At 32.7% G+C, this 13,583-nt stretch carries 11 protein-coding genes; all 11 read right to left on the minus strand.

Annotated features, from left to right (window positions below):
* Positions 1–62: 62 nt before the first annotated feature.
* Positions 63–3,236: a carbamoyl-phosphate synthase large subunit gene (gene carB / locus LPC11_RS07960; protein WP_104681677.1), complete on the minus strand. Its 3,174-nt coding sequence runs from the start codon at positions 3,234–3,236 to the stop codon at positions 63–65.
* Complete coding sequence (locus LPC11_RS07965; protein ID WP_023375140.1) at positions 3,229–4,329, minus strand: carbamoyl phosphate synthase small subunit; 1,101 nt, start codon at positions 4,327–4,329, stop codon at positions 3,229–3,231. Before LPC11_RS07965 ends, carB begins: the two co-directional genes overlap by 8 nt.
* Complete coding sequence (locus LPC11_RS07970; RefSeq protein ID WP_023375139.1) at positions 4,330–5,607, minus strand: dihydroorotase; 1,278 nt, start codon at positions 5,605–5,607, stop codon at positions 4,330–4,332.
* A gap of 18 nt (positions 5,608–5,625) precedes the next feature.
* The gene (locus LPC11_RS07975; RefSeq protein WP_023375138.1) at positions 5,626–6,507 is read right to left on the minus strand and encodes an aspartate carbamoyltransferase catalytic subunit; all 882 of its coding nucleotides are present in this window, start codon (positions 6,505–6,507) and stop codon (positions 5,626–5,628) included.
* 24 nt (positions 6,508–6,531) lie between these two features.
* Positions 6,532–7,824, minus strand: coding sequence for a uracil-xanthine permease family protein (locus LPC11_RS07980; RefSeq protein WP_023375137.1), 1,293 nt, complete (start codon positions 7,822–7,824; stop codon positions 6,532–6,534).
* A gap of 184 nt (positions 7,825–8,008) precedes the next feature.
* Positions 8,009–8,536 (minus strand): bifunctional pyr operon transcriptional regulator/uracil phosphoribosyltransferase PyrR, encoded by a 528-nt coding sequence (pyrR, locus tag LPC11_RS07985; RefSeq protein WP_023375136.1) that lies wholly within the window; start codon positions 8,534–8,536, stop codon positions 8,009–8,011.
* A 385-nt stretch (positions 8,537–8,921) separates the two neighbouring features.
* Entirely contained in the window at positions 8,922–10,058 is a 1,137-nt protein-coding gene (locus tag LPC11_RS07990; protein ID WP_023375135.1) for a low temperature requirement protein A, read from the minus strand.
* Positions 10,059–10,286: 228 nt separating this feature from the next.
* Entirely contained in the window at positions 10,287–11,204 is a 918-nt protein-coding gene (locus tag LPC11_RS07995) for an RluA family pseudouridine synthase (RefSeq protein WP_023375134.1), read from the minus strand.
* An 11-nt stretch (positions 11,205–11,215) separates the two neighbouring features.
* Complete coding sequence (lspA, locus tag LPC11_RS08000) at positions 11,216–11,692, minus strand: signal peptidase II (RefSeq protein WP_002466200.1); 477 nt, start codon at positions 11,690–11,692, stop codon at positions 11,216–11,218.
* 530 nt (positions 11,693–12,222) lie between these two features.
* Complete coding sequence (locus tag LPC11_RS08005; RefSeq protein ID WP_041613947.1) at positions 12,223–12,699, minus strand: CHAP domain-containing protein; 477 nt, start codon at positions 12,697–12,699, stop codon at positions 12,223–12,225.
* A 4-nt stretch (positions 12,700–12,703) separates the two neighbouring features.
* Positions 12,704–13,498: a VOC family protein gene (locus LPC11_RS08010; RefSeq protein WP_023375132.1), complete on the minus strand. Its 795-nt coding sequence runs from the start codon at positions 13,496–13,498 to the stop codon at positions 12,704–12,706.
* Positions 13,499–13,583: the final 85 nt, after the last annotated feature.

Genomic DNA, 13,583 nt, shown 5'->3' on the forward strand with positions numbered 1-13,583 from the left:
TATGAATTGAAGAACTTATCTAAAATTAAATACAGACTTTAGCTTATTTAATTAATCTTTATTTACATATTTCTCATTGTAAATGTCATACTCTCGATGACGTTAGTTAATGCACTTGCAGTATCAAGTGATGTAAGACATGGAATACCATTTTCTACTGTAGTACGACGAATTTGGAATCCATCTCTTTCCACTTCTTTACCTTTTGTCATTGTATTAATCACGATTTGCACATCACCATTTTGAATACGAGTGAGTAAATCATTTTCGCCGCCGATTTTGCCTACAACTTCTACTGGAATATCATTTTGATTTAATTTTTCAGCAGTCCCCTTAGTTGCTAAAATCTTATAGCCGACTTCATTTAGACGGTGTGCAATTTTGACGATTTCTTCTTTATCTTTATCACTTACAGTCATCAATACAGTTCCGTGGTCTTTAACTTCAAATCCACTACCTGTTAGCCCTTTGTATAGCGCTTTTTCTAATGTTTGATCTTTCCCCATCACTTCACCAGTTGATTTCATTTCAGGTCCTAAAGTGATATCAACATTTTTCAATTTATTAAAGCTGAATACTGGTGCTTTAACAAATACCCCTTCTGAATACGGTTGAATACCTTCTTTATAACCAAGTGAAGATAATTTTGTACCCATAATGGCTTGCATTGCTAGTTGAGCCATTTGAATATCAGTGATTTTACTTAAGAATGGTACAGTTCGGCTTGAACGAGGGTTCACTTCTAATACATAAACACCATCATGGGCTATTACAAACTGAATGTTAATTAACCCAACAATATTTAAGCCTTTAGCTAATCGAATCGTATAATCTTCTAATGTCTCAATTTCTTCTTGAGATAATGTTTGAGGCGGATATACAGCAATAGAGTCACCACTATGAACACCTGCACGTTCAATATGTTCCATAATACCTGGAATAATTACTGTTTCACCATCTGAAATAGCGTCGACTTCGATTTCTTTACCAGTTAAGTATCTATCAACTAACACTGGATGCTCTGGACTTGCTTTAACTGCTTGTGTCATATAGTTTTCTAATTCTTTATCATTATCAACAATCTCCATTGCACGACCACCAAGCACATATGAAGGTCTTACAACGACTGGATAACCAATATTACGTGCATTTTCTAATGCTTCTTTTGGTGAAGTCGCAGTTTTACCTTGAGGTTGCGGTACGTCAATCGTATGCAATAACGCTTCAAATTCTTTTCTATCTTCAGCTCTGTTTAAATCTTCTAATGATGTACCTAAAACTTGCACACCATGTTTAGCTAATTTATCTGCTAAATTAATCGCTGTTTGTCCACCAAACTGTACAACGACACCTTTAGGTTGTTCTAAATTAATGATACTCATCACATCTTCCACAGTAAGAGGTTCAAAGTATAATTTATCTGAAATAGAGAAGTCAGTTGATACTGTTTCTGGGTTGTTATTCACAATGATTGCTTCATATCCAGCATTTTGAATTGCCCACACAGCATGTACGGTTGCATAGTCGAATTCAACCCCTTGTCCTATACGAATAGGACCAGAGCCTAAAACTAAAATTTTCTCTTTGTCTGTTACAATGGATTCATTTTCAGTTTCATATGTACCATAATAATATGGTGTTGTTGATTCGAATTCAGCAGCACATGTATCCACCATTTTGTATACTGGCGTAATATTATTTTTAATTCTTAATTGATAAACGTCTTCTTCTGTCATATCAAAACGATGGGCAATGACTTTGTCACTAAAACCATAATCTTTAGCATATTTAAGATATTCTAAATCGCCTTGATGTGCTTTCAATTCATGTTCGATATTAATAATGTTCTGGAATTTATTTAAGAAGAAGTAATCAATTTTAGTCATATTATGAATTTCCTCTAATGTCGTACCACGACGAATGGCTTCACCGATGAAGAATAATCTTTCATCATCCTGATGACTAATTCTTTCTTTAATGTAATCTAAATCAAAACTTTCTCCATTTGGTAATCCTAAGTGGTGCACACCATATTCTAATGAACGAATCGCTTTGAGTAATGATTCTTCATAAGTACGGCCAATTGCCATTACTTCACCAGTTGCTTTCATTTGTGTACCTAATTCACGTTCACCTTTTTCAAATTTATCAAATGGGAAACGTGGAATTTTAGAGATCACATAATCCAATGTTGGTTCAAATGCAGCATATGAAGTACCTGTAATTGGATTTAACATTTCATCTAATGTTAAACCAACAGCAATTTTTGCAGCTAGTTTGGCAATTGGATAACCTGTTGCTTTAGATGCTAACGCTGATGAACGAGACACACGTGGATTTACTTCAATAATATAGTAATTAAATGAGTCCGGATCTAACGCTAATTGAACATTACATCCACCTTCGATGCCTAAAGCTCGAATAACTTTTAATGAAACGTCTCTTAACATTTGGTATTCCACGTCTGATAATGTTTGGCTTGGTGCAACAACAATGGAATCACCTGTATGGATACCCACTGGGTCAATGTTTTCCATATTACATACTACAATGGCATTATCATTTTTATCACGCATAACTTCATATTCAATTTCTTTAAAACCAGCAATTGATTTTTCAATTAAACATTGTGTAGCTGGACTATAATGTAAACCATTTGTTACAACTTCTTTTAAATCTTCATCGTTATAGCAAATACCGCCACCGGTACCACCCATTGTAAAGGCTGGTCGAACAATTAATGGATAGCCCACTTCTTCTTTAAATTTAAAAGCTTGTTCAACTGTATTTACAATATCACTTTCTGGTACAGGAACATCTAAATCATTCATCAATGTTCTAAATAGTTCACGGTCTTCAGCTTGTTGAATTGATTCTAATTCAGTTCCTAGTAATTTCACATTATTAGCAGCTAATACACCACTGTCATGTAACTGAATCGCCATGTTTAAACCTGTTTGACCACCTAAAGTTGGTAACAAAGCATCAGGTTGTTCTTTACGAATGATACGTGCGATAAAATCATGTGTTAAAGGTTCAATATATACTTTATCTGCAATTTCCTTATCAGTCATAATTGTAGCTGGGTTAGAGTTAACTAAGATAACTCTATACCCTTCTTCTTTAAGTGCAAGACAGGCTTGAGTTCCTGCATAATCAAATTCCGCAGCTTGGCCAATAATAATTGGTCCCGATCCTACTACTAAAATTGTTTGAATATCGTTACGCTTAGGCATTTACATTACGCTCCTTTTCGATGAACTCATTCATCATAGTAATAAACTCGTCAAATAAATAATTAGAATCACTTGGACCTGGTCTTGCTTCAGGATGGTACTGAACTGAAAAGGCAGGTAAAGTTTTATGTCTTAAGCCTTCAACTGTACCATCATTTAATGCAATATGAGTGACCTCTAAATCTGTATTTTCTAATGAATCTCGGTCAATTGAATAACCATGGTTTTGACTTGTAATGTCAACCTTACCTGTTTTTAAGTTTTTAACAGGATGGTTGGCACCTCTATGTCCAAACTTCATTTTGAACGAAGTAGCACCTTGAGATAAAGCAAATAATTGGTGGCCTAAGCAAATACCAAAGAATGGAATTTTGCCAAGAATACCATTAATCATTTTCACAGCAACATCAATTTCTTCTGGATCTCCAGGGCCATTAGATAGCATTACACCGTCTGGAGACATTTTAATGATTTCTTCAGCTGATGTATTGTACGGTACAACTGTGACATTACAGCCACGCATATTTAATTCTCGTACGATATTTTGTTTTTTACCAAAATCAAGTAAGACAACACTTAAATCTGATCCTGTAGATACATAAGGTGTTTTTGTAGAAACTGTTGATACTTCATCTCTAGGTAATTCAGTCGTTTTTAAATGTTCTACTAAGCTTTCAATGTCAGCTTTGTTATCTGTGAATCCGGCTCTTAATACACCGTGTTGACGAATTTTACGTGTAATACTTCTTGTATCGACACCTGAGATACCTGGTATTTGATATTGTACTAATACTTCATGTAATGTCTTTTGATTACGGAAATTACTAGGATGTGTACTTGCTTCTTTCACTACAACACCATTCAATGTTGGTGTTAAAGATTCAAAATCATCTCTATTGATACCGTAATTTCCAATTAACGGATACGTAAATGTAATAATTTGACCTGTGTATGAAGGGTCAGAAATAGTTTCTTGATAACCTGTCATAGCTGTATTAAATACAATTTCACCAATCGAAAGTTCGTCTGAACCTAATTGATATCCTTCATAGTAAGAGCCGTCTTCAAATACTAGATAACGTTTTGAAAGCATCTATTTTTCCTCCTTAAATACTACTTCACCTTTAACCATTGTTAATACTGGATGTCCATAAACTTTTTCACCAATAAATGGTGTATTGTCAGCTTTAGATAAGAAATCTTCACTTCTAATTTCTTTTTCATTTTCTAAATCAATAATTGTGATGTCTGCGTAACTATCTTTGTGTAATTTACCATAGTTAAGATTAAAAATAGTTGCCGGTTTAATTGTTAAATAATCAATTAATTGTTTTAATGACCAATTACCATTTCTAACAAAGTGTGTATACAATAATGGGAATGCAGTTTCACTACCTACTATACCGAATGGTGCTTTTGTCATTGGTTGTTCTTTTTCTTCTTTCGCATGTGGTGCATGATCGGTTGCAATACAATCAATTGTTCCATCTAATAAACCTTCTAATAATGCATCACGATCTTCTGTACTTCTTAATGGCGGATTCATTTTATAATTTGCATCATCACCTGGCACATCATTTTCAGTTAATAATAAGTGATGTGGTGTTACCTCCGCAGTTACATGAATACCTGCTTTTTTAGCGTCACGAATGACACGAACACTTTCTTTAGTAGAAACATGACATACATGGTAATGACAACCAGTAGCTTCAGCTAATAAAACGTCTCTCGCAATTTGAACAGATTCACATACATTAGGAATGCCTGGGATACCTAATTCTTCACTACGTTTACCTTTATGCATAGCACCACCGTAAATTAAACTATTATCTTCACAATGTGCTACGATTGGTTTTTTCACTTTTGCAGCTTGCTTCATAGCAGCATACATCATACTTGCTTGTTGTACGCCTACGCCATCATCTGTAAAGGCAAATACGCCTTCATCCGCTAAAGCTTTGAAATCCACTAATTCTTTACCTGCTTGTCTAGTTGTGATAGAGGCATATGGTAAAACACGAATTTGTGCTGAATCTTTGATTTTTTCTCTTAATGCTCTAACATTTTCCACTGAATCTGGTACTGGTCTAGTATTTGGCATTGGACAGATAGTTGTAAATCCACCTCTTGCAGCCGCCTTCGTGCCTGTTTCTATGGTTTCTTTATGTTCTCCACCTGGTTCGCGTAAATGCACATGTACATCTACAAATCCTGGTGCAATTAAATTTCCTTTAGCATCTATAACTTCAATATTGTCGGATGAAGAATCAATTTTACTACTAATTGTTTTAATTCTTTTACCGTCAATTAGAATATCCGTATTTTTTAATTTTCCATTTTTAATAATTTTACCGTTCTTAATTAGTTTCATGATTCAAATACCCCTTCCTTATTTTAAAAGCTCATCAATGACAGCCATTCTCAAATACATGCCATTTTCCATTTGTTTAAAGATACGTGATTGAGGTGCTTCTACTAGGTCACTTTCAATTTCTACACCTCTATTGACTGGAGCTGGATGCATGACAATAGCTTCTTTCTTTAATTTATCATATCTTTCCTTCGTTAACCCATATTGTTGATGATAATTGTCAGCTTCAAAGTTAGCTTTTCCTGTAATGCCGTGTCTTTCATGCTGAACTCTAAGTAACATCACAATATCAACTTTTTCAATCACATCATCAATACTTACGTATGATGCTTCTATTGTATCATCTACCCATTCATCTGGACTCGCGAACATGACATTTGCACCTAATGCTTTTAAACTATGGAAATTACTTCTAGCAACACGTGAATTTTTAATATCACCACAAATCAATACATTTAAGCCTTCGAATTTTCCATATTCTTCATAAATTGTCATTAAATCAAGTAGGCTTTGTGTTGGGTGTTGTCCACTACCATCGCCACCATTGGCAATTGGTATATTCAGTCCTTCTAAATCTTCGTAATATGCATTTTGAGAATGTCTAATTACTAATAAGTTTACACCAATGCTTTCTAATGTCTTACAAGTATCGTAAAGTGATTCTCCCTTTTGTACAGATGACGTACTCGTTTCAAAATTAACTAAATTCAATCCTAATTTTTGTTCGGCAACTTCAAAGCTACATTTTGTTCTTGTTGAATTTTCAAAGAACAAATTAGCTACAAAATGATCTTTGTATTGTGGTACATTAACTTCTCCAGATTTAAACTGACTTGCTTTTTTGACTAAGCTATAAATTTCATCGTTTGATAAATCTTCCATTGATAATAAATGTTCCATTGTTTGCCTCCTCAGAATATCTAACTATTTTTTAGGTAAGATTAAATTTAAGATAATGCCTGATAAAGCTGATAATGCCATTCCTTCAAGTTGTAAGTTAACGCCGATGCCTTTTAAATTGATTAATAAGTTTCCAATACCAACGACTAAGATGACTGATGCTATGACTAAGTTTCTATTGTTAGCAAAATCAACGTTGCTTTCTACAATCATTCTTAAACCACTTGCTGCGATAATGCCAAATAATAGTATGGACACACCACCCATAACTGGTGTTGGTATGGAAGAAATAAGTGCTGTAAATTTACCGATAAATGCGAGTACGATTGCGATGACTGCAGCACCGCCAATCACATAAATGCTATAAATTTTTGTGATTGCTAATACACCAATGTTTTCACCATAAGTTGTACTTGGTGGTCCACCTATGATACTTGCAACCATCGTTGACACACCGTCACCAATGATTGATTTATCTAGCCCTGGATCTTTAAAGAAGTTTTTACCTACAATTTTGTTGATTACCATTTGGTGTCCAATATGCTCACTGACAGTTACAAAAACTACTGGAATCATGACTAGCACCAAACCTAAATGGAAGGAAGGTACATAATCTTTAAATGGTAAGTAAATATCTGGAAATGCTAACCATTTTGCTTTTGCAATCGGTGCAAATTTGACCAATCCCATAAAGATAGAAACGATATAACCAACAATTATTCCTATTAATACAGGAATTAATGATAAGAATCCTTTGAAGAATCCTTGCACAACGATTGTTACTATGAGTGTGATTAATGCTACTAGTAAATAGCTTAAGTTATAACCTTTCATGTCTGCAGAATTTTCGTACATCGCCATGTTTACTGCAGTTGGTGCAAGACTTAATCCGATGACCATAATTACAGGTCCAACTACAACTGGTGGTAGTAAGTGCATCAACCAACCTGTACCACTAAAACGAATTAAGATACCGATAATGACATACATTAAACCACTCATGAAGAGGGCGACTAACATGTCTCCTAAACTATGCGTACTTAATCCTGTAATGATTGGTGTGATAAATGCAAAGCTAGAGCCCAAATATGCTGGAATTTTAGCTTTGGTAATGAGTATGTATAACAATGTTCCAATTCCTGATGCTAGTAATGCTGCTGAAATAGGCAGTCCTGTTAAAAATGGTACAAGTACCGTCGATCCAAACATTGCAAATAAATGTTGTAAGCTTAAAAACGCCCACTGTGCTGGTTTTGGTTTATCTTGGACGTCTAATACTGGTTGTACCGTTCTTTCAAACATTTGTTCATTTTCCATGGTGTTTCATTTCCTTTCATAAAAAAATCTCTTTACATACAGTTATGCAAAGAGACTAAAGCGAATGATATGAAGTATTTAAGCTATTTAAATACAGCAGTTAACATAATGATTTTATCGTAACTACTTTGCTCATATATTCATTTCACCTTTTTCAGTCTCTCGTACTGCTTTAAAAGGGATATTATTCTATTACAACTGCATTACTTGAATCCTTTTCAGTTAAATACACTTTGACGGATTCATCGCGTGCAGTTGGTATATTTTTTCCTACAAAGTCTGCGCGAATTGGAAGCTCTCTGTGGCCTCGATCAACTAGCGTAGCTAATCCAATTTTAATTGGTCTTGCGTGTAATAAGATAGCATCTAATGACGCTCTGACAGTTCTTCCAGTGTATAAGACGTCATCAATGATAATAACTACTTTTCCAGTAATGTCTACATCTATTTCAAAAGCTTTGTCGAATGATTGCTTAGAAACATGATCAATATCATCACGGAATTGTGTAATATCAATTGTGCCAGTTGGTACAAGTTGTTGCTCTATCATATTTATTTTTTCTTGAATACGATAAGCTAAATATGCACCACGAGTTTTAATGCCTAGTAAAACTAAATTCTCAGTACCTTTGTTATACTCTAATATTTCATGTGCAATTCGAGTAACTGTACGTTGAATTGCTGCTTCATCCATTATGATGCGTTCAGACATTGTCTCACCTCTATCTCTTATTCATATCAAAAAAACCTCACGTCTTTAACAAAGACATGAGGTTGATATATAGATAATGCGTGATATAAATTTAGCCCTGTTGCAACTAAACAGTATTCCACACATATTCTTAACCGTTTGATTTGTAATCATTCAATAATAAATTATAAGGTCATTGAATTGATTACAATCATGTATATCAGTATCATTTTCATGTCTTTGAAGCCTCTCTGGACTTATCTTTAAAGACTACTTTTATATTTAAACTGTTATTATTTTAATCCTAAAGTTACAAATAGTCAACGTCTTTTCCAATAAAATACTTGATTGATTATAATTTTTTAAATGTTTATTATATGATGTCTTTAACATCCTATATGGAAATTTATTTAATTACAGACGTTGTACGCTTTTTTATATTTTTATAATACAAAAGCATAATTAAAGTATTCGCCATTGCGATACTAATTATCATAATATCTTGATTATCTTTAAATACCATACTAATGATAAATGATACGACCAACATCATAGCACCAAACATAATATATTTGATGTTTTTAAGTTCTTTATGAAAATATGTCGTATTAATCCAAACTCCAATATAAAATAATAAGATACTGCCATGCATCATACAGATTTCAAAAATTGCATTTAAGTGATGAGTGTCACTAAAAATAACAGCAGCATTTAAAATACCTAACGCTATATTAATCAATAAGTGTGTATAAACCAATTGGAAACCAATCGTTGTTTGATGTAAATTAAAATGACTTTCAGTCACTAACCAATATGTTCCGAATAAACTTACGACGATTAAAAATTGAAATATATAAATATAATTGAAATGCTCTATACTAAATATAGATGTTAAACCAACTAAAACCTCACCAAATATAATAATCGTCAACAATGAGAATCTTTCAACTAAATGTGATAAATTCACAGGTGATTGATATAAATATTTTCGGTATGGAATCAAGCCTGTTGAAGCAATAAATAATCCTAAAAACCCTGGAATATAGTGAATACTTTTCGGTAATACAAGTGATACAAATGATAGGATTGCAACGATTAAAGCTACTATTGCAAAGGCCTGACATGTTTTATAATCAGATTTATGTTTTGTTTTAGTTAAATGTAAACCATATTGAATACTAATACTTAAATATAGAACTCCAACACATAAAAAGAATGGAAAGAATGTTTTTTCAAAATCAGGATATAAACTATTCGATAAAAAGACTAATACAAACAAGTTAACCATCATAAATATGACATCTTTAGTTGTCGTTTCTCCAAATCTATTCGTATAAAATGTTTGATGCGACCATAATATCCATAAAAACACACTCATAATAATATACTTTAAAAATAATTCAGATGATATTGTCCCCTCATGTACATTTAAAATGACATGTGCCATCTTCTGCATCGCATAAACAAATATTAAATCAAAAAATAATTCATGAAATCCCGCACTTTTCTCTTGTAAATGTCGAGGTTGAGATGATGTTTCCATTTCCTTTGTTCCTACTTTCACTTTGTTTTCAACATATCATAGCATATTACATGTTATGTTCATATATTTTATTCTGTAGAAAATATAACTAATTTTATGATTACTCTATAAATAACCTCGTCCTTATTTAACATATTTCCTTTAGAGTTTAAAAAAGCCCCCAAATGACCATTAAATATCATTCAGGAACTTTGATTATTTATAATAAATATTTACCATATGTTTTTACTAAGCATCTCTTTTTCTAATATCGGCTAATAAATCTTCAAATTCTTGAGGTAATTCTGCTGTTCTTTCAATATATTCATGTGTAACGGGATGCTCAAAGCCTATCACACCTGCATGTAAGGCTTGTCCTCCAATATCTAATGTTTTTTTAGGACCATATTTAGGATCTCCGACTAATGGGAATCCAATGTATTTCATATGAACACGAATTTGGTGCGTACGTCCTGTTTCAAGTTCACATTCTATTAAAGTATAATTTTTAAAATGTTCTAAGACGTTAAAGTGTGTTACTGCTTCTTTGCCATCATCTACGACCGCCATCGCTTGACGATCTTTCTTATTACGTCCAATAGGCGCATCTACTGTTCCATAGTCATGTGGAATATTTCCATGTACAAGCGCAATATATTTACGTTTAACTGATTTGGCCATTAATTGTTCAACTAATCCACGATGTGCAATGTCATTTTTAGCAACCATTAATAAACCAGATGTATCCATATCAATTCGGTGAACGATACCTGGACGAATTTCACCGTTTATACCAGATAAATTTTTAATTTGATACATTAATCCATTTACTAACGTCCCAGTGTAGTGGCCTGGTGAGGGATGCACTACCATACCTTTTGGTTTATAAACAATAGCAACATCATCATCTTCATAGTAAATATCAAGATTTAAATTTTCCGGTGTAATATCTGCTTCTACGACTTCTTGTTCAGTCACGACGATATTGTCATTTTGCTTCACTTTATAATTGGGTTTGACTACTTTGTCATTTACTTTCACAAGATCTTCTTTAATCCAATCTTGAATTTGGCTACGTGACCAATCACTATTTAATTCTGGTAATACTTTATCTAATCTCTGTCCAACATGATTACTATCTGTAATCGTATATTCATACGTTTCCATAATCAGACCTCCTAACCTTTATTTGTTGTATCTTTTAGTAGCGCAATAATGACTAATATCACACCAATTGTTAAACTTGAATCGGCTACATTGAAGATAGGAAAATCATATCCAAAAATATTTGTATCTATAAAATCAACAACTTCTCCATTAAATAAACGATCAATGAAATTTCCTAAAGCACCTGCAAATAATAAACTTATTGCTAACTGCATAAATAAATTATATTGCGCTTCTTTAATAAAGAACAATACGAGTACAATTAAAATAATCACTGTAATTATATAAAAGAAAAACATTTTACCACTTAATATACCCCAAGCAGCACCATTATTTCTATGTGACGTTATATTTAAAAAATTGGGTATCACTTCGTAAGAATCGCCTATTTTCATTGAACTAGCAATAATCCATTTTGTCACTTGGTCAATGACTATGATTAAAAAGGCTACGAGTAATGAAATACCGACATAATATTTCTTTTTCATTCATGTTCCTCCATTCAGAACCATTCATCACTTTTTTACAACAACTTTCATTATATCTTAAACATGAGTATAAAAACAGGTTAGCTTCATAATAAATAATTGATACAACAAACAATGGAAGCGAGACAGAAATCATAAAGAAGCTCTAATCATTTATGATGTAGTGGTTCTTACGCATTAACCACAGCTAATGTGTACTTTAAAATAGGAATACTAATTTCTAAAGAAAAAGTATTTCTTTATCGTTGTCCATCTCCAACTTGCATTGTCTGTAGATTTTCTTTTCGAAATTCTCTATGTTTGAGGCCCGTTCCCCCGGCAAGGTTGACTAGAAATGAAAAAGCTTGGTACATTAGACCGTCTTTGTCATTGATTACTTAGACGGTTTTATGCATGAACTTTAGTTCATGTATACCTCTAAAGCTTAATTTGAACACATGAGGCAATACGCATGTGTAAGTCAACTACTGCCTAAATATTAATGTAACTTGAATTATATATTTATATTCTAGCCTGAACACATTTCATCATTACGACATATGTTTATTTTCTTTAGGATGAATATATTGATATTGATCAACGTCATTTGCTGGTATGGTTCTATTTGATATTTCATAAGGCTTTTTAAAATTCATTTCTGAAACGTATAATGATTGATCATCGTTCACTTTTTCAATGTAGGCTACATGACCATATTTTCCTTCAGTCGTCTGTAGAATCGCACCTTCTTTAGGATGTTGATTGACTTTATATTGATCTTTTTTAGCATTTTTCGCCCAATCTTTAGCGTCATGCCAAGAATTAGCTATTTGATGATGGTCTTCTCTTACTTTATCGAAAACATAATATGTGCATTGTCCTTTTTGGTACGTATTATATTTCATTGGATTAAACTCTAATAAATGATTTTTAGGTTCAGTCATATCTTGATTATTTAAACCATCAAAAATTGCTGCTAGCGTTAGGCCTATCGTTATAAATAACATCCAAAAAATACTTTTCTTCACTTCATCACTCTTCTTTTATAAAATTAAATCTAAAGTAGATACCATCTGGTCCTTTGATATTTAAATGTGTTGTTTCTGGATAATGAAAGTCTACAAGCGCTAAACCATATGAGTGCGCATTATCTACACGTTTGGTTCCAGAAATCCATTGATTTAATGCTAGATGATGATGATAATGTTGAGATGATAAAAAGAGCGAGTAATCATCCATATATGCAGATTCTTCTAAACCAAAATAATTTAAATAATATGGTTTAACTTCAGAAATACGAATCGATTTCAAATGCAATGTACCAATTTTAGCATCATCTGGTATACCTTGCCATTTTTCATCTGACACTTCATTTAATAAACGTGGTACATTAATCGGTACGATATTAAGTAACACTTTGTCATCTTCATAATGCCATTCTTCAAAATCTTGATCTACATAGAATTTCAAACCATTTCCTTCTGGATCTTCGATAAAAAGAGATGTAGCCACACTCTGTTCTCCACCATTTACTGGGATTTCATAGTCACTTAATTGCACTAACAAATCTGCTAAATCTGATAATGAAGGTAGCATAATACCAACATTAAATAACCCTGCTTCTGACAATAGTGGTTCTCTACCGTTAGCAATTTCATTTAAAATAATGAAATGATTAGACATGCCTACTTCATATTGAATACTTGTCATTGTTTCGTTTACGATATTAAATCCTAAAATCTGTTCGTAAAATGGTTTGAGCGCATCTTTATCTCTCACATTAATCGTTATTCCGTTGACAAAATTTGCATCTTTATTATGAAACATTCCATGTACCTCTTTCAAAATAACTTATCTGTATAACTTTCTTTACTTATGAATTATGACTCATATTTTAAATATTATGCAAAAA

The organism is Staphylococcus sp. HL28, from assembly GCF_021117155.1.
GTDB lineage: Bacteria > Bacillota > Bacilli > Staphylococcales > Staphylococcaceae > Staphylococcus > Staphylococcus warneri.